Origin of the sequence: Moorena sp. SIO4E2 (genome assembly GCF_010671945.1) — a bacterium.
Lineage (GTDB): Bacteria > Cyanobacteriota > Cyanobacteriia > Cyanobacteriales > Coleofasciculaceae > Moorena > Moorena producens.
Map to the genome: position 1 here is coordinate 101635 of NZ_JAAHIE010000001.1, position 21049 is coordinate 122683.

Consider the following 21049-nt stretch of genomic DNA (forward strand, 5'->3'; position numbering starts at 1 on the left):
ATTTTGGGGCCCGGGCGCGGGGAGGTTGGGGAGGGTGGGAAGTGTGGGGAGATGGCCAGATGGCCAGATGGCCAGATGGGGGAGATTTTTATTAAGGGTAATTATCTTGACATGATATTACCGGCAACAGACGGGTCGGAAAGTCCGGTTCTAAACCAGAGGTGCCCGATGGTATACTCTGGACTCTTTCCCCTCTTCCCCATCCTGATTGTGAATCGTGATATCTTTGAACGCAACTTGATATCAAGGCTGGTGATTGGAAAAAAAATTGGCTGAAGAATAGTTTGGTCAACTGGGGTAGAGTTTTTTTTCTGAACCAATGAATTTAATTGATTGGCTAAACTATCCAGATTTAACCAATAACTCTTGAATAACTGAACAGATAATTATTATAAACCATAATTCTAGATTTAAAATCTCACCATAACCTGTAGATTCTAGCAAAAAAAATAGTATCAAATTATTCAATTTTTAAAGAGTTGTAACCCATTGATATTTTAGCAATAAAACCTATATTATTACGTTTGATGGCCATTACACTCTTTAAAAAAATACCTTAAATAAGTAGAAATACCTCAGAGCTAAAACCTAGCAGGGCGCTATGGTAAAGCTATGATAATAATAAATTTTAAATTAATTTAAAATTTATTATTATCTAATCGATTCGATAAAATAATTGATTGTTATTCCACAAGTTTAAACCAGAGTAACCATAGGGATTTTAGTGAGGAGATAGTTTTGAAACGGACTCAAAGATCAGATCAGAGATTACCCAGGGTGGTTTATACCCCTGAGAGTCAGATGAGGCATCCGCTTCAATTATTTCAAGAGATGCGGCGAGACTTGCTGGCTTCTAGAGAACTAGCTTGGCGACTTCTGGTCCGGGATATCAGTGCTCAATACCGCCAGTCATTGCTGGGAATTATCTGGGCTTTTATACCACCAATTGTGACGGCTGTTGGCTTTACTTTGGCTAAGAGTAATGGGGTGATTAATGTTGGTAGCACAGACTTGCCCTATCCAGCTTATGTGATGTTTAGCATGACCCTGTGGCAGACTTTTGTGGAAACACTGAATGGTCCTGTCCAAGCGGTGACCGAGGCAAAGGCGATGTTGGCTAAAATTAATTTCCCCCGTGAAGCCATTATTCTTAGCAAACTGGGTCAAGTATTTTTTAACTTTGGTATCAAGCTGATTCTGATTGTGGGCTTGTTTATCTGGTTCAGGATGCCAGTAAGTTGGAGCGTGATTATAGCACCAGTGGCTTTCATTCATCTTGTCTTATTCGGAACATTTATTGGCTTGTTATTAGCCCCGATGGGAGCCTTGTATAAAGATTTTTCTATGGGTCTTACTTTGGCAACTGGATTTTGGTTGTTTCTGACTCCAGTTGTCTACCCAGTTCCTAGTGAGGGGGTATTTGGCGCTATTGTGAAATTGAATCCAGTCACTCCTTTGCTGGTGACAACACGAGAGTTGGCAACGACAGGTGTGATATCAGAACCTCTGGGATTTTGGGTTACGAGTGGGATTGCTGTTGTGGGATTGCTCCTAGCTTGGATTGTCTATCGTCTATCCATCCCTTTTGTAGTTGAGAGGATCAGTTCTTAATTATGATTAGTAGCACTGAGCGAGACGTTGCGGACAAATCCCAGGATAGTGAAGTCATTCTCTCGGTTAATGGGGTTTCTAAAAAGTTTTGTCGGGACTTGAAGCGGTCTTTATTATATGGGGTCCATGATATTGCCACTGAGTTAGTAGGATTGAGGCAGAAGGATGAGAAGCTGCGGAAAAAGGAGTTTTGGGCACTGAATGATGTCAGTATTCAATTGCGACGAGGAGAAGCTATTGGCTTAGTGGGGACAAATGGTAGTGGTAAATCGACATTGTTGCGGATTATTAGTGGTTTGATTAAGCCGGATGTTGGCTCTGTGGAAGTTAAAGGTCGGTTGGCACCATTGATTGCTTTGGGAGCAGGGTTTAATCCGATTTTGACAGGGCGGGAAAATATTTATGCCAATATGTCGATTTTGGGGTTGTCGAAGGAAGAAATTGATCAGCGGTTTGATCAAGTTCTAGAGTTTGCGGAAATTGGGGATGCGATTGATTCGCCGGTACAAACCTATAGTTCTGGAATGGCAGCAAGGTTAGGCTTCGCTAGTGCAATTCATACAGAACCAGATATTCTTCTGATTGATGAGGTGCTAGCAGTCGGCGATCTTCTGTTTAGGATGAAATGCTATAGAAAGCTGTCTGAATTACGTGATAAAGGTACAACGTTTGTTCTAGTAGCTCACAATCCTAATTCTATTCTATCTATTTGTGATTCAGCAATTTATCTTCAACGAGGAAAATTACTAGCAGTTGGTAAGGCGGCTGTGGTAATGCAAAAATATGATGAAGATTTGTTCCTAGATAACAAACAGGAATCAAAGGGCGCTGTTTTCTTTCAAGAAAAACCACCAGAAGAAAGCACTGGTTTAGATATTCTTGCCGTTTACTTTAGAGATGGACAAGGAAATAGGATTGAATATCCTCTGAGTGGTCAACCTGTATACTTGTGTGTTAAGTGCAAAGCTCACACAAAAATTTATCATGGAATCCTTTGTCTTATGATTAGAGAAATTTCTGGAGAAGGGGAACCATTATTAAACCTGGATAGTAACCTAGACAACACAATATTAAAAATTTATAATGGAATAGTTGAACTTCAGTTAGAAATGCCTTATCTTGGATTAAGACCTGGTTCTTACTCTAGTAGAGTATGGGTCAAAAAGCCACCTAATTATATCTACGACCACGTATCATTAACCTTCAAAGTTAAAAGTAATTCATTAATGACACAATGTCAATTTTATCAACCTAGAAAATGGAAAGCATTACCCCAATAACAAAAAATATTGTTGTTATAACCATTATAATAGATGTATAACTTATTTAAGTTAATTCGTAATTTACGGAATAATTATAAAAAACAACTAAGACAAAACTATTACCGTAAAAACCTGGGAAATCTTGGGGAAGACTGTTATATAGGCAAAAGCGTAATCAAAAATAATTTAAATAAATTATTTCTGGGAAATCGAGTCATTGTAGAAAATAATGTAACTCTTAAATGTAATTTGGAAGACTCTGCTATTCATATTGGCGATCGCTCAATTATCCGAAGTTCAGCAATGCTCATATCTGCACAGGGTAAGATAAAAATTGGTAGTGACTGTAGTGTCAACCCTTTCTGTTTTCTTTATGGTGCAGGTGACTTAGTTATAGGAAACTGGGTCAGAATCGCTACCCATACTGTAATTGTTACTTCAAACTATACCTTTGATGATCTTGATACGCCTATCGACCTTCAACCGTCTACTAAGAAAGGTGTCATTATAGAAGATGATGTTTGGATAGGAGCGGGAGTAAGAATCCTTGATGGTTGCAGAATAGGTAAAGGTTCTGTCATCGGTGCTGGGACAGTTTTAACCAAGAGTGTTGAGCCTTACTCCGTAGTTGTAGGAGTACCAGGCAAGGTTATTCGTAAACGTGGTGAACCTAAAGAGAGTAAACAGGATCAAGTTTTTTCCAAGACTAGTCAAAGTCAAATAGATTTATCTAATCAAATTATTACTAATAAATAATTCCTAGCACTATTATGAAAATTAGCCATGAAAAATCAAGAGCGTGTGCGAGTATTTATCGGATCTGGCGAAGCGAGTCTACTGGAGAGGAAAGTCTCAATTTACTCTCTTCGTAAGCATAGCCATAGGGAACTGGATATTTATGTTTTCAATGGCACCCACAATGCTATTGAACTTAATGATGATCAGCCTTATCTCGCTCCCATGTCCTTAAGAGTTAAATATCGGAATACAACTGAGTTTAGTCTCTATCGATATTTGATTCCACAACTCTGTAACTATCAAGGTAAAGCTATTTATATTGACTCAGATACTATCTGTTTTACTGATATTGGTGAACTATTAGACACACCTTTGAATGGCTGTGATTTCCTGGCAAAAAGAGCTTATAGCAGTGAAGCTAAAGACCTTTGGGGCTTGAGCGTAATGCTGATCGATTGTCAAAAATGCAACTTTGATTTAGAAACCTACTACGACGAAATTGAGCAAGGTCTGTATTCTTACCCTGACCTTGCCCGTATGAGTCCTGCTTTTCTTGCTCATCACAATTACCAGATCGGAGAACTAGACCCCCTTTGGAATGTCTTTGATTACTATGACAAAGATACGAATTTAATCCACTATACGAACCTCTACACTCAACCCTGGAAGTATACCAATCATCCCTATGGAGATCTATGGTTTCAGTACTTTAACGAAGCTAGGGATTGCGGTTATATAACCCAAACTGATATTGATTTAAGCCTTGTTCGTTCCTACGTCAGGCGTGATTTACTAGAGGGAAATTTCTCAACTATGGCTCGGGAAATAGCTTCTTTAAAAAGGGCGATTAAATCCGTTAAAAAAACTAGTTGGTTTTAAGTAAGCATTCAGCGGTCAGCGGTCAGCCGTGAGCTTTTAGCTCACGCTACGCGAACAGCTTTGTGGCACAGGCTTCTAGTTTGTGGCACAGGCTTCGACGCTGTGACGAATGCCTATGTTATTCAAAAGCTGATAGCTGATAGCTGATAGCTGATAGCTGATAGCTGATAGCTGATAGCTGATAGCTGATAGCTGATAGCTGAATACTTACGGTTTTAAGTTACTTAAAACTCCAATAAAATAGCCTATAATCGACTTATGTATGGGGAATTTAAGGAGATAAAAATTAAATCATTTAGTTTAGGGTATATCTACTTATATTACCCCAATTATAGACAGATATATGCAGTTCCTAATGGAAAAAACTTGCTTTTCACAGGTTGTTGAAAGGCTAAAAATAGAAGCTGATGCAATTACTCTAGCTGCCAATCGACTTCAACCTCAGGAAGTTGAGCAAGCTGTTGAGCTTTTAGCTAATTGTCGAGGTAAAGTGGTATTGGTGGGAGTTGGCAAGTCAGGAATTGTAGGGCGTAAAATTGCTGCTACCTTGACGAGTACGGGGACTCTAGCAACCTATCTACATCCAGGGGATGCTATGCACGGTGACTTAGGGAGCGTCACCTCTTCAGATGTGGTTGTGACTTTGAGCAACAGTGGTGAAACCGATGAGCTTGTGGCTGTAATGCCTTACCTCAAGCGTCGGCAATTACCGATTATTGCGATTGTGGGCAACCTGAACTCTACTCTTGCTCGCAATGCAGATGTTGTGCTTGATGCTTCCGTTGATCAAGAAGTGTGTCCTTTTAATCTTGCTCCAACTACCAGCACAACGGTTGCTCTGGCAATTGGAGATGCTTTGGCAATGACACTAATGCCAATTAAGGGGCTAACGCCAGAAGATTTTGCTCTGAATCATCCGGCAGGACGTTTGGGTAAGCGCCTGACTTTGAGAGTCGCAGACTTAATGCACAAAGACCAAGACAACCCTGTGATTTCCCCTCAAGCCAGCTGGATTGAAATTGTTGGTGCTATCACTAAAGGCAGTTTGGGAGCAGTCAATGTAGTTGACGATAAGGGTGAACTTTTCGGAATTATTACTGACGGTGATTTACGACGTTCGATTGCCAAAATCAAGCCAACGGAGCTAGAACACCTCAAGGCAGTAGCAATTATGACTCCCAATCCGGTAATGGTTCAACCTGACCAACTGGCTTACGATGCCTTACAGCTTATGGAAAATCGGACTTCTCAAATCTCCGTGTTGCCGGTGGTGGATAAACACAAACGCTGTATTGGCTTACTTAGACTCCATGACATTGCTCAAAGTGGTATACTTTGAGCAAGCTTGAAGAAGCATCTACCTACTCGTGTAATAGGAAATAAAAATTATTAGGAGTAGGTTATGAACTCTGTTCGCATCGAAGCAGAAGACTACAATACTGGTGGTCAAGGGGTAGCTTATTACGATCTTGACCCTGGCAACAATGGTGGAGAGTATCGCTTTGAGGATGTGGATATTTCTGACAGCGGCGATGTAGATGGCACGCCGCTGGTGGGTTGGATTGAGTCAGGAGAATGGCTGACCTATGAGGTCACCATTCCCAGTTCCGGGACTTATCAACTCGAAGCTCGTGTGGCTTCTGCACTCAATGGCAATCATAGCTTCCAAGTCAGTCTAGACGGAGAACAGGCTAGTGTGAATTTGGGCAACACTGGTGGCTGGAGAACTTGGCAGACGATCGAGTCTTCCCAAGTGCTCAGCCTCAGTGCCGGGACTCATCAATTGCGCCTGGATGTACTGAGTGGGGGCTTCAATATCAACTACCTTGATTTGATTCCGGTCTCACCATCTGTGACCCCAACTCCTGAGGCTGAGCCTGAACTAGACCCACCAACTGTCAACTTCGGTAACGTAATTAATGGTGGTACAGGTAACAACACGTTTAATGGGGGCAACGGAATTGATACTATAACTTATGTTCAGGCAAACGGCTCTATCATTGCCAACCTAGAAACTGATATCGTCACTCACAAATTTGCCACTTCACCTGACACGCCGTTTAAGATTATGCCCCTAGGTGATTCCAACACCTTCGGCTTGCCTGGTCGGGATTGGGGAGATACAGCAGCTTACCGTGATGATTTGTGGAATTTATTAGTCGATGATAGTTTCAACATAGATTTTGTTGGCCCCCAGTCTACTGGACCCGATGGCTTTGATAAAGACAATGCGGGATTTGGGGGATGGAGAATTCGTGATATTGCCAATAATGTTAATGGTTGGTTAAACACTTATCAGCCAGATATGGTGCTGTTAATGATCGGCACCAATGACATACTCAAAGGTGACGATCATTAACAGCACCATTACGGCTTAGTAATCTCATTGATCAGATTACTAATCAGTTACCAGATACAGAGCTTTTGGTAAGCTCAATCCCACCATTTGGTACAAATCCAGAGCAACCGGACAGTGATTTTATTCCAACTCCAGCACAACAACAGCAGGGCATAGATTTTAATTTATCTATACCCGATATTGTCAGTGACAAGGTCGAGGAAGACAAAAACGTAACTTTTGTCGATGTTTACAGTGCCTTAGTGCCCAGTGATTTGCCAGATGGTGTTCACCCCAATGTAGAAGGTTATGGAAAGGTTGCTGATGTTTGGTACAACAGCATTCTGAATACTAATAGTGGTGAAGATACTCTTAATGATATTGAAAACATGATTGGCTCACCTTATGACGATATTTTAATAGGTGATGGAGATGTCAATATCATTAATGGTGGTGGTGGTAATGACCTACTAACTGGAGGTGCTAGTGACGACATATTTGTCTTAGCCCCAGGAGAGGGAACTAAGACCATTACTGATTTTGTAGTTGGTGAAGATTGGCTGGCACTATCTGGTGGTTTAAGGTGGGAGCAGCTGACAATCACTCAAGGTACTGGTTCCAATAGCAATGATACCTGGATTATCAATGGTGGTGAACAGTTAGCTTTACTAAATCGGGTGCAAGCAACAACTATCACGTCTGATGCTTTCACCCTGGTTTAGTAGACTTAGCTATAGCATTTACAAATAGATCATAAGGCGTTGCTGAATTTAAGTATGAATTTATTTGTATTATTTGGCTACTGCCTCCTAAATCCCCATCTGTAAAAAATCGAAGCATCCGCTAATTCCCACCAGTATTGGGCGGCGCGGGACTTTGAGAGTTTCCTTCCCCCCAGTATTGGGGGGTTAGGGGGGCGAAATCATACCCATAATCAGCAACTGCGGTCTCGGACTCATAATCAAGTCTTTGTTTTGGGTAAGAGATATTGGTAGATTTGAAAGCTATAAAGTATATTTTTCGATAATTTATTTTACGCCCAAACCTGTGGCAATACTCCAGTTATTTCTCGTCTTTACGAGAGTTAAAAAAAGCTACTGATAAATTTAATAACAGTCATTATATCACCCGTTAGGTAACTTAGTTTATGAATATTCTTGCCGTTATTCCTGCTCGCTATGATTCAACTCGTTTTCCTGGCAAACCCTTGGCAATGATTGGCGATCGCCCAATGGTGCAGAGGGTTTATGAAGCAGCTAAACGTTGTCCTGATTTCACTAAGGTGGTAGTTGCCACTGACTCTGAATTAGTTGCGGATTGTGTGGGGAAGTTTGGGGGAGAGGTAGAAATGACTCGCTCAGACCATGCTACTGGTACTGACCGGGTTGCAGAAGTAGCTCAACGTTATCCGGAAATGACGGCAATAGCCAATGTCCAAGGAGACCAACCTTTTGTTACTGCTCAGATGCTGACCCAGCTGGTAAGTCCCTATCTCAAAGGGGAGTTTCCTGCAATGACGACTCTTGCTTGTCCTCTGGATATGGCAACAAACTATCAAGACCCTAACTCAGTCAAGGTCGTATGCGATCGCAAAAGTCACGCCCTCTACTTTTCCCGCGCTCCCATTCCTTACTTCCGTAATTCTGGAGATGCACCTGTATTTCACCATCTCGGACTCTATGCTTTTGAGCGAGATTTCCTGAGCAAATATGCTCAACTGTCACCCACACTCCTAGAGGAGTGTGAAGGCTTAGAGCAGTTGCGAGTACTGGAACATGGATTTGCGATTCGGGTGTGTCTTACTGAAAGGGCAGTTTTGGAGATTAATACCCCTGAGGATTTAGTGCAGGCTCAAGCCTTGATTATGGCACCAACTGCATAGCACTCTAAAGGCTTTGGCTCAAAAAGTAGCTGATTCTATGACAACCTCTCAATTTGTGGCACTACCTTAATGATTAAGGAACTACGTATTATTTCTGGTCCTGTATCAATTTCTCAGTTCAATCTGAATCGATTAAGAGAAAATGACCCTCAACTATTAACTGCTTGCCCTAATCCACCGCCAGAGGCTGTAAAGGCAGGTAAAGCTATTCCCGTCCCAATGGGAGAATTCTCTATTGATATTATTTTAGATAAATTACCCAGTGATTTCTATCCTGATCTAGTGCAGATGTCTGCCAGGAATATACACTTCATGCCGCGAGGACTTGATAAATTAACATGTCCAAAAGTCATGAAAATTGGGGATACTTTTCACTGGGGTGATGGGTCTCTAAGTGGCATCATTAGATACTGCCAAAGCTTTGACTGTGATTACCATTGGGTCTATCAGGGGGTTCAACATTTACATTTCTTTGTGGAAGCAGGTCTGAAAAATGTCTTCTGGTTACCAGGAACTCCTGTCATTGACCACTATGTTCCTCAGAAGAAGGAAGCCAAATCCTACGATATTATTTTCCGAGGTTCTCAGTCATCACTGCACGTCTACCGCAGCAACCTACTAAAGTTCCTGCAGGATAATGGCGTCAAAATTGATATCAGTCGCAAACCATATCTTGAATCCTTAGAGGACTACAGTAAGTCCCGGATAGTATTGAATTGTGGTTTAAATGGAGATACAAATCGCCGGATTTTTGAGGTACTCATGGCAGGAGGTTTTCTACTAACAGACCGTCTCAGTCCTCAGTCAGGTTTATTTTCTCTATTTGAAGAAGGGGTTCACCTAGAGTGCTATGATAGTGAAAATGAGCTGCTGAATAAGATTGAGTTTTATCTAAAGCATCCTGAGCAAGCAGAAAAAATTGCTATAGCAGCTCATCAAAAGCTGATAGATTGCTACAGTCAACAAGCAATACAGCAAAAGTTCTACCGCTACATCTTACAGGGTGAGATTGAGCCGCCTTTCCGTTTAGAACATGACACACGGGTGCGGCACATTAATCAGCCGATAGACGAAAAAAAATTTGTCATTCGTTTAAAAATTTACGAGCTGATTCAAGAAATCCATCGGCTTAACTCTCGAATCAAACTTCTCTACTGGAAAGGTAGAAATAAAGAGCTACTGTCAGATTTAGCAGACTTGCCACGGTTAGATATTACTTATGCTAATACTACAGAAGCTTTAGCAGATGTCAAAACTTGGTGCTCCAAGGTTGAGGTTAAAGACCAGGTTCAGCTACAAAGTCTGCCTTTAGAGCTGACAGGGGGCAAACAATTTCAGATGGTAATGGTGGATTTGCCGGATAAGCTGCTATCTATCAAGGAGCTTCTGGTAGAGATTGAACCACAACTCCCTGAATCGGGATTTTTATTAGTGGTAGGAAAAGCTACAATTTTCACAAAAGTAATGTTAAGCATACTAGCAAGATGGTCTGGTTTATTACCGATCAGAATTTGTGCAGCTAATTCCCACCATCAGTTAGGAGTAGGAGCCTGTTTGGTTTACCAAAAACTGACTAGACCTTCTCAAGCTCACTTAGTAAAGTCTACACCAAAACTGTTTGTACCCAAGCTGAGTTTTAAGGCCAAGGTAAGTCAGGGATTGTCCTCCCTGCCATTAGTGAACTGGACAAAGACGTTAATCAGAAATTCATGATTAATTAAAAAATAATTCAATCCTGAATTATTTAGATATAAAAGTAAGTAGTATTTAAATAATAAAAAAGTTAGTTTAAAACGTCATCAAAAAATTCTAGTAATCATGAAATTAGACATAGCATCACATATTCCTTTATCCTTTGAAGATATCGTTAATGAAATTACTAAATTTACAGATTTATCGGAGCAATAAGTTAGACACAGAGTATGGATGGAAGGTATGAATCTGGGCTGGAATGTCCTACAGGATATACCTGTCTTCCAGGTAACACCCCACCACTATGACGAACATATGGAGCAACTCTACCGCGAGAGCTATGGATTTATCTTTGAAACCCTTGTTTTCTGGATAAACCCTGCTCGACAAAAATGGACTGAGTCAGCACTAAACCGAATCAGCTTATACACTGAAAAGTGGGGATTAGATCCTAAGCAAATCAAAATTCTCATGCTAGGTGACGGTAGCGGTAATCAGGGCAAACGCATCTAATTTTTTTTGACAAATAACCAAGATTCTGTACTTAAAATTTCACAGGGTATATGCTGTCTAAATAAGTAGTGATAACCAAATAAATTATTCGTCATAATAAGCTGGGGGGGTGACATGCAAGCTGAAATTATTACCCAGTAATAATTTTAGCCCATAAGTTACAAAAATATACATTCTGTTTTGGGCGCGACCTTGGACGTAGTTATAAGGTTTTGAGCTTCCATAAAATGAATCGAGGGTTAATTTGGGACTGTATCTTCCATGATATCATTGACATCAAAGCCTTATATACTAAGCTTTTTAGGGGTCAGGTCACCCCCTCAGCATAATAAGTCAATAAACTTAATAAGCAGGTGCACAAAATTAATTACCTATTTTTGACATAATAAGATATAATTATATAAAATCAATAAAAATGGGTATTTACCTGAGATTCATTAGAGAATTAAATACCGAGACTAAAAAACTATTATAAAGAATAAGTTGGCAAAGTAAATATCCTCAAGTTAGAGACAGAGCAAAATGTATTCCGCCATCAAAATATCCTGATAGTATCGTTAATATAAAGTATATTGAAGTGTGAACCGTAAAGGATATAAATAAATAGCGAGTAATGACTTCAATTACAAATGGGAACAAAAAAATTATTTATGATATCGGTGCTAATAACGGAGATGATGTCCCTTATTATTTGAAGAAAGCCGATATCGTTATTGCTGTCGAGGCCAATCCGATCCTTTGTGAACAAATGCAGAAACGATTCGCACTCGAGATTCAACAACAGAAACTAGTTATTGAGAATTGTGTTCTGACAGCAGCTAATGAAGTTACAAGCGTTCCCTTCTACATACATAAAACTAAACATGTGCTAAGCCAGTTTCCTGCTCCCACACATAAACCTGAAAACTACGAAAAAGTCTTCCTACCTGGAAAAACTGTCAATCAGCTCTTTTACGAACACGGATATCCCTATTACGTCAAGATCGATATCGAGCATTATGACCATGTGATCCTTCGATCACTTTTAAATAATGACATTCGACCTAAGTACATTTCCGCTGAATCGCATTCTATTGAAGTGTTTATTTTATTGGCGAGCCTTGGAAATTACGATGCCTTTAAAATTGTTAATGGTTCGAGTGTTGCAACAACATATCATAATTGGCCGATAAGTACAACTACTGGAGAAGAAGTGTATTCATTCCCCTATCACTCAGCTGGACCATTTGGTGAAGATGTGGCTGGCGAATGGGTTAATTCAGAAAGTCTTTTCCGCACTCTCTTATCTGATGGATTAGGTTGGAAAGATATCCATGCTAAGAAACAAGACGAATACATGCTAGCGAGAAGACCTAGTGTTCTTTGGCGGATAAGGTATTGGTACTATTTTCTAAGATGGAAAATATCTCGCTCTCAATGCCTCAAGAGAATTAGGGGTTTTTTGTACAAAGCCTCGAAAAAGGTGATTAAGGGATAAGGCTATCTGAGCGGTTTCTACGATTTTTTTCTAGGGTGGCAAAATAAGCTAGACTCCTAAGTGTAGATTCACAGTTAACTGGATTATTGAACTGAGCGTAATAAAACAACGGTTTTGAGAGAGGTTGACCCATGGGTAGGAAATGGTATTGGACACGGCGGGACATGGAAAGGGACGTACCTATCTCGCGAGATATCCATCGCCCTTACCGTGTCTAATACCGTGTCTCGTCACTGGTTTGTAGCATAAGTACGGTTTGCTAATTATGGTTTATTAGATGAATCTATAACTATTATAAGTGATTACAACCAATGTCTATCTAGTCAATATGACGTAGTCTTATCCTTTGAAGTGCTAGAGCATCTGAGTGATCCATTTGCTGCTATTGGAGATATACACTCCATGCTAAAACCAAATGGCATTGCACTGATCACCGAGGCATTTAGAAAGGTGAATCCTAATCTACCTACCCATCTAGCAGCAAATGCTAAATATGATGGGCTGACACCATTTATGTTTCTAAAGCAAGGCATGTTGTTGTCTTGGTATGATCGCAAAATGGGGGGGAAACCCATGGAATTTTTAAGATTAAACAATAATGTATCATTTATAACTAAACTTCTCAAGTTTATGCATCTGATCAAAGACAAAACTATCAGAGCAGGCTATTTCAAGGCTATCAGGCTAAATTACCATAATGCTGTCAAGCAATTTATCAAAAAATGTATAGGTAAATAGGTTTTAATAAAGTATTTTTATACCTGTATACCTGTATATAGGTATAACATAAACCACAGTTAAATCTAGGTCATAATGATACTATAATATAAAAAATATCAAATAATTTTTATTAAACATAAATAATATATGATGAGATATGTTATATGAATAAAATCATCAAAACCAGGTTGATACTTCCACCAAATTGGTTAAAATTACTGATTATCTTTTTATTGATATTAGGGGTATTTTTTAGATTTTGTAATCTTGAAACAAGAGCTTATTGGCATGATGAGACTTACACCTTACTAAGAATTTCTGGTTATACGGTACCGGAGGTAATTCAACAAGTATTTACGGGTCACATAATTGGAGTTGAAGAACTAAGACAGTATCAAAGTGTTAATCATGAAAAAAAATTTTTTGACACTCTCAATGGGCTGGTAACAGAAGATCAACATCATCCGCCCATCTACTTTTTAATAGCACGGTTTTGGTTTCAGTGGTTAGGGGATTCTGTAAGCATCAACAGAAGCTTACCTGTCTTAATCAGCCTGTTGGCACTCCCTTGTATCTACTGGCTTTGTCTGGAACTTTTTAAGTCCTATTTGACAGCATGGATAGCGATGGGATTAGTAGCTATCTCTCCTTTCCATGTGTACTATGCACAAGAAATACGGGAGTACGGTTTGTGGGCAGTTACGACTTTACTAATGAGCGTGTCACTGCTGCGGGCAATGAGGTTAGGAACAAAATCTGCATGGGTGATTTATACAGTAACTACAATACTATCGCTCTATTCTGCTGTATTTTCTGTCTTTGTCTTATTTGGTCATGGAATTTACGTGGCTGTCAATGAGGGATTTCGGCTAAGTCAGAAAGCTGTTGCTTACTTATTAACATCATTTGTTTCAGTTGTGGCGTTCTCGCCCTGGCTTCTGGTGATTTTGACCCATCTGGACAAACTAAAGGAAGTAACAGCCTGGATGGATATGTCACTGCCGGTAAACACTTTAGTAAAAAGTTGGATTTTCAATCTTCAATCCGTCTTTTTTAAAACCCAATTTTGGCTTCCAGAATCTCTGAAAACCTTGCTAGCCTTTGCTATGGCAATTCTAGTGGGGTACTCAATTTATGTTCTGTGCCGACACACCCCCAAGCAAATATGGCTATTTGTTGTCACCTTAATCATACCAATTTCACTGAGTCTAGCTCTTCCAGATTTAGTGTCTGGTGGAATACGTTCAACTAACGCTCGTTATTTCGTTCCGTCTTACTTAGGATGCCAACTCGCCGTTGCTTACTTTCTTTCTACTCAGTTCACTTCCACGAAAATAAAATTTTTGCAGCGGAAGCATTTGCGAATAATTACCATAACAATCATGGCAGCAGGAGTTTTGTCTGGTGCTATTCAATCAGTGAGACCTAGTCGCAGTGATAATCAAAAAATCGCGGAGATTATTAATCGAGCAAATATGCCATTAGTAGTTAGCGGTGAAGCCTCCAAAAATGGCGGTGGTACCTTTGGTGACATCATGGAATTGAGTCATTTACTAGATCCCAAGGTCAAACTTCAGCTAGTTATCGAGCCTAACCAACCTACTATTCCTGAGGAATTCCAGGATGTTTTTTTATATAAGACGCCAGAATCATTTAAGCATAAAATTGAGCAAAAATACAGGATAGATTCTGCCTATAAAAAACAACTTTTTTTTATTACAAAAATAAAATAACTTCCAATAATATTGATAATATCTTTATAAAACATATTTAATATATATCCGTTGTTTATGTGATATATCAACAAAATAAACGATAATTGTATTGTTATACAATGGCGATTATAGGTTGCTTATTATGTTCTCTAACTCAGAAGACGATATCGAAATTTCCGTTGTGATTCCTCTTTATAATGAAGAGTCCAACATTGATTACCTGTTTGAACGCCTTACGATAGGGCTAGACAATCTCAACATCAACTATGAGATTGTTTGTATCAACGATGGCAGCAAGGATAACACGCTAAAGTTACTGCTCCAGCACCATTACTCAAATCCTGTAATTAAGGTTATCAATCTATCTCGTAATTTTGGTAAAGAGGCTGCTCTAAGTGCTGGTATCGATTTTGCTAGTGGTGCAGCCATTATACCAATTGATGCAGATCTCCAAGATCCGCCTGAAATCATGGGGGAGATGATTAACAAATGGCGTGAGGGCTACGATGTTGTTTATGCAACACGCCGTTCTCGTCAGGGAGACACTTGGGCTAAGCGTTTTACTGCCAATTTTTTCTACCGAGTGATTGGTCAAATAAGCCATGTGCAAATTCCCTCCAATACTGGAGATTTTCGTTTGCTTGATCGGCGTGTAGTTGATGCTGTCAAGCAAATGCCAGAACGAACCCGTTTTATGAAAGGGATATTTGCTTGGGTTGGTTTTAAGCAAACTTCTATACTCTACGATCGCCCTCCACGTTATGATGGAATCACTAAGTGGAACTATTGGCGACTTTGGAATTTTGCCATTGATGGTATTACATCATTTAGTCTCCTGCCTTTAAAGGTTTGGAGTTATGTCGGTCTCATCCTTTCTATAGCTGGATTCCTCTATGCTGCTTTCCTAATAGTTCGTACGTTACTGTTTGGGATTGATCTTCCTGGCTACGCCTCATTAATGGTAGTCATACTTTTTTTAGGAGGAGTGCAATTGCTGACACTAGGTATAATTGGTGAATACATTGGTCGCATCTTTGAAGAATCGAAACAAAGACCGATTTATCTAGTTCGTGAACTCTACGGTTTACCAAAAACATATTCACTAAATGATCAAGTTATTTCCTCAAAAAAATAAATAATATAAAAATAGGTTATAATTACGGTATTATATATGATATAATTCACTGTTAAATTTACTATTACAGTAGATAAAAATAACTTTTTACCGGAGATAAATGTAATGACTGATTGGATAAGTAGGAGCGTTATTTGATGCTCAACTATAAGCGGTTTGTTGTCTTGCTCACATTTGTTTGTCTCTTTGCAACTGCTTTAGTGATGCATTTACTTGGAGGCATTGAGCCAGAGCAACTTCAGTCTTGGCTGAGACAGGCTGGGATCTGGGCACCAGTGATCTATATCATCTTTTATGTTGTAGCGACTGTGTTAATACTCCCTTCAACAGCACTTAATTTAACTGGAGGAGCCATCTTTGGTCCGTGGTTAGGTACACTCTGGACTAGTGTTGCTGCGGTAATTGCCGCAGTGGTATCCTTCGCTTATACCCGCACTGTCGGGCGTAAGCTAGTGGTTGAGAAGCTAGCTAAAAGTTGGCGGGCGATGGACACTGAAGTGCGTCGCGGAGGGGTGTTATACATATTTGCGATTCGACTACTGCCAATCATTCCCTATGGTTTAGTCAATTTTGCTGCTGGTCTCACCTCAGTTAGCTTCAAGGACTATTTTCTGGGTACGGTTCTAGGCATCATTCCGGGTGTTTTCCCTTTTGTGTTAATAGGTAGCTCTGGTTTAAAGGCACTGAGAACAGGAGACATACTGCCACTGATTGCAGCATTAGGGTTGACAGGAGTTTTAGTCATGGGAGCTACCTGGTACCGAAGTCACCGAACCTAATCTTAAAAATTTGGTTGACAGCTCTAGCTTTAATTGATGGTACCTGTATATAGCAACTATCATACTCATCAGGTACAAATCTCTGGGTTTTAGGGAGCAGGGAGCAGGTAATAGGCAATAGGCAATAGGCAATAGGCAATAGGCAATAGGCAATAGGCAATAGGCAATAGGCAATAGGCAATAGGCAATAGGCAATAGGCAATAGGCAATAGGCAATAGGTAAAAAATAATGTGTACCTCATAGCTATGATAAACGCTATATTATGTCAGATTATTTAACAATAATTTTTTTATACATTTAAAAAAATATGAAACTATCGGTTTTAATTAACAACTATAACTATCAGCATTATGTTAGTGATGCTATCGATAGTGTGCTCCAACAATCATTTCCCGTAGATGAGATTATTGTTGTCGATGATAAATCAACAGATAAATCTGCCCAGATATTACATAAAAATTTTGCAGCTAACGAAAAAGTCAAGCTGGTATTGAAAGATAAAAATGAGGGGCAGCTTTCAAGTTTTAATGCGGGATTTATTGCTTCTTGTGGAGATATTATCTGTTTTCTTGATGCCGATGACCTTTATAAAGAAAATTACATTGCAGAAGTAGTAAAATTTTACCAAGAGCACCCAGAGTGTGATTTTCTGTTTTGTAGCGCTGAGGTATTTGGGAATGAAGAACGAATCGCCAGTTGCTACAACAATACACGAGATTTGGGCTATTCCAGAATCGCCACTCTCTATAAAAAAGCATGGGTAGGTCATCGAACTTCGACAGTTTCGATGCGTAGACATGTACTCGAGAAGTTCCTACCGCTTCCCCAGCAAGAAGATTGGCGCATTCGTGCAGATGACTGCTTAGTTTTCGGAGCTTCAATAGTAGGAGCTAGAAAATTTTATCTAGCCAAACCTCTGGTAAGGTATAGAGCCCATGGTAACAACAATCACTATGGACAGAAGCAAAAAAGAACGCCGGAATACTTAGATAAATATAAACAGGCTGTAGATCACTTATTAGGATTCTTAGCAGAAAAGATGAGCTATCCAAGTAACCTATATGAACAGGCCCATATCGAATTTAGGACAATTCCGAAACCGAATGAACAAGAATTTAACATCTACGAATCTATTATTGATAAATCTGAGCTTCTTGTCTTGAATAAGCTTTCCAGGTTTTTGTCTATTTACATCCACTTTATCAGCAGAGGCGGATTCCTATCCCTAGTCAGGATAAAATTACTTTGGCTAAGGAACAAGATCCAACGATTTGCACTGAGGTTATATAGACTCCCTCAATCCAAGACCAATACCACTGCCTAAATCAGTGGAGTTCAGTTAAACCTGGAGTACCGCTCCGAATGAGAGAACCGTGAACAAAGGGACTTGCCTGTAAAAAAAATATCAATTAAAACTATCAATTAAAGTAGAGTGGGCAAAATCATCTAATCTAGACTACTCAAAAGAAGCCAACTTTTTTTGCCCACCATACAAGCTGGAGTACCGATCAGAATGAGAGAACCATGAACAAATTTAGGAAACTCCAAGATGTTATTTAACTCATTTATTTTTGTCCTTTTCTTCATCATTGTCTACACGCTTTACCTGTTTTTAAATAGGAACTATAAAGCCCAGAACATTCTGCTGCTGATTGCTAGCTATGTGTTCTACGGATGGTGGGATTGGCGGTTTCTCTCACTGCTAGCTCTCTCCACGGTTGTTGATTTTACAGTAGGAAAACAGCTCCAAGACATCAAAGAAGAGCGAAAACGAAAACTACTCCTGTGTATCTCTTTAATTTTTAATCTTTCCCTACTGGGTTTCTTCAAATATTTTAACTTTTTCGCAGAAAGTTTCAGCAGTTTGCTTAAACTTGTTGGACTCCAGGTTGACTGGGTTACCTTAACTATCCTGCTGCCTGTAGGGATTTCTTTCTACACTTTCCAAACGATGAGTTACACCATCGACATCTACCGAGGAAAGTTGAAGCCGATTAGTAATTTCCTGGATTTTGCACTTTTTGTTTCCTTTTTTCCCCAGTTGGTGGCAGGCCCGATCGAACGAGCAACTACGCTAATACCCCAAATCATATTACCACGTAATCTCAATATAGAACAAATTAATGCTGGGATATTACTAATTATTTGGGGGTATTTTAAAAAGGTAGTAATTGCTGATAATATGGCGACTATCGCCAATCCAATATTCAATAACTACACCCAATATCAGGGGTTGGATGTCCTGATCGGTATTCTGGCTTTTACCGTGCAAATCTACGGAGATTTCTCTGGTTACTCTGACATTGCGCGAGGAATTTCCAAGCTGATGGGCTTTGAGTTGATGGTGAATTTCAAGCTACCCTATTTTGCTCTCAATCCCAGTGATTTTTGGTTACGATGGCATATTTCTCTATCTACTTGGTTACGAGATTATCTTTATATTCCCTTAGGTGGTAACCGCCAGGGGAGTTTAAACACCTACCGTAACTTATTTTTAACAATGCTTCTGGGCGGTCTTTGGCATGGAGCTGCCTGGAACTTTGTGATCTGGGGTGCATTTCACGGGCTGATTCTGATCATCTACCGCATCTTTGATAAGAATCCAGAACATCAAGATCCTTGGAGCGGTAAGTATTCCTATCTAAGGATCTTGGGCAAAATGTTGTTGATGTTTATCCTGACTAACATTGGCTGGGTAATCTTCCGTTCCAGTTCAGCCGATCAAATCTATTACATGCTTACCAGAGTGGGGGTGGGTAGATCAGATCAGAGTTTACTCTTGGGATATGACTTAGTGTTTTTCTGCTTGCCATTGGTCATGGTTCAGATCTATCAGTATGTGACCCGTGACCTGCTTATCCTAACAAAGCTAAACTATTGGTGTCGGGTTCCGGTCTACAGTTTCTTGATTATCTGGATTTGTGTTTTCGGTGTTCGCACATCTGGAGAATTCATCTATTTCCAATTCTGATTTTGATTAATGACGAGAGTAAAGAGTTAAGGAAAAACATGGCACAACGCGCCAATCAACAGCTACCAGAAGAAATTATTGGGTCAGCCAACCGTCGAGGAGTCTTGCTATCTCTATTGGGAACTTTGATACTTGTTATTTTGTGCAATTTTGCAGCTAAATGGTATCTGAATGACCATCGACCTAATCGAGGCTATTGGTTGGTCAAGGAAAAATGGGAAATGTTACTGGGCTTGAAGCAACCTGTTGACTGGCTCATCCTAGGAGATTCCAGTTGTAACCAGGGGGTAGTTCCAAGTATTCTCAACGAGAGACTCGATGTTACCTCAATCAATCTCTGCACTATCGGCAACATGTTGAGCCTCAACGATGCCTGGATGCTAGAAAAATATATACAGCAATCTGGAGCTCCAAAAAATGTTCTGATCGTGCATGTCTACGATGTTTGGCATCGCGGAATTAACTTTCCGTTACTAGCGAGAGTTCCTTTGAGTTGGGGATACTGGCAGGAGCTTGAACCACCACTAAAGATTCGTTTACGGGGTCCGGGTATTTTATTTATCGAGCGATATTTTCCCCTCTATTCTGAAAACAAGAGTCTTTCGTTATGGTTCAGGTTTCCTCTGGATACGTTCAAGGAAGTCAGAAGCTACAATATAGAAGAAGATGGGTTCATGGTTTGGGAAAAACCCAACCCTAGTTATGTAGAAGCACAGAAGGAGTCGCATATCAATTTTGCCAGAAACAATCAATTTAATCTTTCGCCCTACAACCGTCAAGCTTTGGAACGAATAGTGGCACTGGCGGAAGAGTATGGTTTTAATGTTTACTTAGCCAACAGCCCAATGTATGAAGGTCTTTATGAGCATGAGGATTTTCAAGCCTATTTTAATCAACTTCAAGAAACTCTCGGTGCCTATGCTGCCAAGAGTGAACGAGTACACTACATTTTCCGAGAGCCAATGACCTTTCCCAAGGAGCAGATGGAAAATTCCGATCATCTGGTTTACTCTGCTGCCAAGGTCTACACTAATGAACTTGTGTCAGAAATTCTGTCCTTACAGTCGCAAACCACAACAAGTAATCATGATAAGATAAACGTTGTTGAGTAATTTAAGTAGTCGGACACAATTAAATTTATAGCGCTACGGGCAGGCAAGAGGCAAGAGGCAATAGGCAATAGGCAATAGGCAATAGGCAATAGGCAATAGGCAATAGGCAATAGGCAATAGAGAATGCCGATCGCTATCGACATGATTTTTTGGTCATAACTCCCAAACTAGTCTATAAAAAAATTGTAATTATAGTGTAATTATTCAGATAATATAACATTTTT

Annotated in this window: 21 protein-coding genes; 19 read left to right on the plus strand and 2 right to left on the minus strand. The window is 39.9% G+C overall.

What is annotated here, in order from left to right; genetic code table 11:
- Positions 1-51: 51 nt before the first annotated feature.
- The 16 genes from F6K37_RS00430 (at position 52) to F6K37_RS00505 (ending at position 16741) form a co-directional block, all read left to right on the plus strand.
- Positions 52-276, plus strand: coding sequence for a hypothetical protein (locus tag F6K37_RS00430; RefSeq protein ID WP_287247449.1), 225 nt, complete (start codon positions 52-54; stop codon positions 274-276).
- Positions 277-801: 525 nt separating this feature from the next.
- Positions 802-1611: an ABC transporter permease gene (locus F6K37_RS00435; protein WP_502708856.1), complete on the plus strand. Its 810-nt coding sequence runs from the start codon at positions 802-804 to the stop codon at positions 1609-1611.
- Positions 1612-1613: 2 nt separating this feature from the next.
- Positions 1614-2891 (plus strand): ABC transporter ATP-binding protein, encoded by a 1278-nt coding sequence (locus F6K37_RS00440; protein ID WP_287247453.1) that lies wholly within the window; start codon positions 1614-1616, stop codon positions 2889-2891.
- Between the two features lie 33 nt (positions 2892-2924).
- The gene (locus F6K37_RS00445) at positions 2925-3629 is read left to right on the plus strand and encodes an acyltransferase (RefSeq protein WP_287247455.1); all 705 of its coding nucleotides are present in this window, start codon (positions 2925-2927) and stop codon (positions 3627-3629) included.
- 27 nt (positions 3630-3656) lie between these two features.
- Positions 3657-4490, plus strand: a complete 834-nt coding sequence (locus tag F6K37_RS00450; RefSeq protein ID WP_287247457.1) for a glycosyltransferase — start codon at positions 3657-3659, stop codon at positions 4488-4490.
- A 355-nt stretch (positions 4491-4845) separates the two neighbouring features.
- Positions 4846-5829, plus strand: a complete 984-nt coding sequence (locus F6K37_RS00455) for a KpsF/GutQ family sugar-phosphate isomerase (protein WP_202970744.1) — start codon at positions 4846-4848, stop codon at positions 5827-5829.
- Positions 5830-5892: 63 nt separating this feature from the next.
- Positions 5893-6849 (plus strand): carbohydrate-binding protein, encoded by a 957-nt coding sequence (locus F6K37_RS00460; protein ID WP_287247460.1) that lies wholly within the window; start codon positions 5893-5895, stop codon positions 6847-6849.
- A gap of 65 nt (positions 6850-6914) precedes the next feature.
- A complete protein-coding gene (locus F6K37_RS00465) occupies positions 6915-7550 on the plus strand; it encodes a hypothetical protein (protein WP_287247462.1) in 636 nt (211 codons plus the stop codon).
- 425 nt (positions 7551-7975) lie between these two features.
- Positions 7976-8710: a 3-deoxy-manno-octulosonate cytidylyltransferase gene (gene kdsB / locus F6K37_RS00470; protein WP_071107466.1), complete on the plus strand. Its 735-nt coding sequence runs from the start codon at positions 7976-7978 to the stop codon at positions 8708-8710.
- Positions 8711-8779: 69 nt separating this feature from the next.
- Entirely contained in the window at positions 8780-10423 is a 1644-nt protein-coding gene (locus tag F6K37_RS00475; RefSeq protein ID WP_287247464.1) for a glycosyltransferase family protein, read from the plus strand.
- A gap of 213 nt (positions 10424-10636) precedes the next feature.
- Positions 10637-10915 carry a hypothetical protein gene (locus F6K37_RS00480; protein WP_287247466.1) on the plus strand — a complete coding sequence of 93 codons (279 nt, stop codon included), beginning with the start codon at positions 10637-10639 and terminating at the stop codon, positions 10913-10915.
- Positions 10916-11528: 613 nt separating this feature from the next.
- Positions 11529-12392 (plus strand): FkbM family methyltransferase, encoded by an 864-nt coding sequence (locus F6K37_RS00485; RefSeq protein WP_287247467.1) that lies wholly within the window; start codon positions 11529-11531, stop codon positions 12390-12392.
- Positions 12393-12686: 294 nt separating this feature from the next.
- On the plus strand, positions 12687-13130 hold the full coding sequence (locus F6K37_RS00490; protein ID WP_287247503.1) for a class I SAM-dependent methyltransferase: 444 nt from the start codon (positions 12687-12689) through the stop codon (positions 13128-13130).
- A gap of 146 nt (positions 13131-13276) precedes the next feature.
- Positions 13277-14845 carry a glycosyltransferase family 39 protein gene (locus F6K37_RS00495; protein ID WP_287247469.1) on the plus strand — a complete coding sequence of 523 codons (1569 nt, stop codon included), beginning with the start codon at positions 13277-13279 and terminating at the stop codon, positions 14843-14845.
- 124 nt (positions 14846-14969) lie between these two features.
- A complete protein-coding gene (locus F6K37_RS00500; RefSeq protein WP_071107470.1) occupies positions 14970-15962 on the plus strand; it encodes a glycosyltransferase family 2 protein in 993 nt (330 codons plus the stop codon).
- A gap of 137 nt (positions 15963-16099) precedes the next feature.
- The gene (locus tag F6K37_RS00505) at positions 16100-16741 is read left to right on the plus strand and encodes a TVP38/TMEM64 family protein (RefSeq protein ID WP_071107471.1); all 642 of its coding nucleotides are present in this window, start codon (positions 16100-16102) and stop codon (positions 16739-16741) included.
- A gap of 89 nt (positions 16742-16830) precedes the next feature.
- Here F6K37_RS00505 and F6K37_RS00510 read toward each other — a convergent pair whose 3' ends face one another.
- On the minus strand, positions 16831-16983 hold the full coding sequence (locus F6K37_RS00510; RefSeq protein WP_271969908.1) for a hypothetical protein: 153 nt from the start codon (positions 16981-16983) through the stop codon (positions 16831-16833).
- Positions 16984-17049: 66 nt separating this feature from the next.
- On the opposite strand from F6K37_RS00510, the gene F6K37_RS00515 reads away from it, so the two are divergent.
- The 3 genes from F6K37_RS00515 (at position 17050) to F6K37_RS00525 (ending at position 20825) form a co-directional block, all read left to right on the plus strand.
- On the plus strand, positions 17050-18066 hold the full coding sequence (locus F6K37_RS00515; RefSeq protein WP_071107472.1) for a glycosyltransferase family 2 protein: 1017 nt from the start codon (positions 17050-17052) through the stop codon (positions 18064-18066).
- A gap of 225 nt (positions 18067-18291) precedes the next feature.
- A complete protein-coding gene (locus F6K37_RS00520; RefSeq protein WP_008179266.1) occupies positions 18292-19713 on the plus strand; it encodes an MBOAT family O-acyltransferase in 1422 nt (473 codons plus the stop codon).
- A gap of 38 nt (positions 19714-19751) precedes the next feature.
- On the plus strand, positions 19752-20825 hold the full coding sequence (locus F6K37_RS00525; protein ID WP_287247476.1) for a hypothetical protein: 1074 nt from the start codon (positions 19752-19754) through the stop codon (positions 20823-20825).
- Here the strand turns inward: F6K37_RS00525 and F6K37_RS00530 are convergent.
- Positions 20798-20968 (minus strand): hypothetical protein, encoded by a 171-nt coding sequence (locus tag F6K37_RS00530; RefSeq protein ID WP_287247478.1) that lies wholly within the window; start codon positions 20966-20968, stop codon positions 20798-20800. The genes F6K37_RS00525 and F6K37_RS00530 overlap by 28 nt on opposite strands.
- Positions 20969-21049 lie beyond the last annotated feature (81 nt).

Excerpts from the sequence above, each read along its gene's own strand:
- F6K37_RS00430 (WP_287247449.1), top strand. The coding sequence starts at position 52 with ATGGCCAGATGGCCAGATGGCCAGATGGGGGAGATTTTTATTAAGGGT.
- F6K37_RS00435 (WP_502708856.1), top strand. The coding sequence starts at position 802 with ATGAGGCATCCGCTTCAATTATTTCAAGAGATGCGGCGAGACTTGCTG.
- F6K37_RS00440 (WP_287247453.1), top strand. The coding sequence starts at position 1,614 with ATGATTAGTAGCACTGAGCGAGACGTTGCGGACAAATCCCAGGATAGT.
- F6K37_RS00445 (WP_287247455.1), top strand. The coding sequence starts at position 2,925 with ATGTATAACTTATTTAAGTTAATTCGTAATTTACGGAATAATTATAAA.
- F6K37_RS00450 (WP_287247457.1), top strand. The coding sequence starts at position 3,657 with ATGAAAAATCAAGAGCGTGTGCGAGTATTTATCGGATCTGGCGAAGCG.
- F6K37_RS00455 (WP_202970744.1), top strand. The coding sequence starts at position 4,846 with ATGGAAAAAACTTGCTTTTCACAGGTTGTTGAAAGGCTAAAAATAGAA.
- F6K37_RS00460 (WP_287247460.1), top strand. The coding sequence starts at position 5,893 with ATGAACTCTGTTCGCATCGAAGCAGAAGACTACAATACTGGTGGTCAA.
- kdsB (WP_071107466.1), top strand. The coding sequence starts at position 7,976 with ATGAATATTCTTGCCGTTATTCCTGCTCGCTATGATTCAACTCGTTTT.
- F6K37_RS00475 (WP_287247464.1), top strand. The coding sequence starts at position 8,780 with ATGATTAAGGAACTACGTATTATTTCTGGTCCTGTATCAATTTCTCAG.
- F6K37_RS00480 (WP_287247466.1), top strand. The coding sequence starts at position 10,637 with ATGGAAGGTATGAATCTGGGCTGGAATGTCCTACAGGATATACCTGTC.
- F6K37_RS00485 (WP_287247467.1), top strand. The coding sequence starts at position 11,529 with ATGACTTCAATTACAAATGGGAACAAAAAAATTATTTATGATATCGGT.
- F6K37_RS00495 (WP_287247469.1), top strand. The coding sequence starts at position 13,277 with ATGAATAAAATCATCAAAACCAGGTTGATACTTCCACCAAATTGGTTA.
- F6K37_RS00500 (WP_071107470.1), top strand. The coding sequence starts at position 14,970 with ATGTTCTCTAACTCAGAAGACGATATCGAAATTTCCGTTGTGATTCCT.
- F6K37_RS00505 (WP_071107471.1), top strand. The coding sequence starts at position 16,100 with ATGCTCAACTATAAGCGGTTTGTTGTCTTGCTCACATTTGTTTGTCTC.
- F6K37_RS00510 (WP_271969908.1), bottom strand. The coding sequence starts at position 16,983 with ATGAGGTACACATTATTTTTTACCTATTGCCTATTGCCTATTGCCTAT.
- F6K37_RS00515 (WP_071107472.1), top strand. The coding sequence starts at position 17,050 with ATGAAACTATCGGTTTTAATTAACAACTATAACTATCAGCATTATGTT.
- F6K37_RS00520 (WP_008179266.1), top strand. The coding sequence starts at position 18,292 with ATGTTATTTAACTCATTTATTTTTGTCCTTTTCTTCATCATTGTCTAC.
- F6K37_RS00525 (WP_287247476.1), top strand. The coding sequence starts at position 19,752 with ATGGCACAACGCGCCAATCAACAGCTACCAGAAGAAATTATTGGGTCA.
- F6K37_RS00530 (WP_287247478.1), bottom strand. The coding sequence starts at position 20,968 with ATGTCGATAGCGATCGGCATTCTCTATTGCCTATTGCCTATTGCCTAT.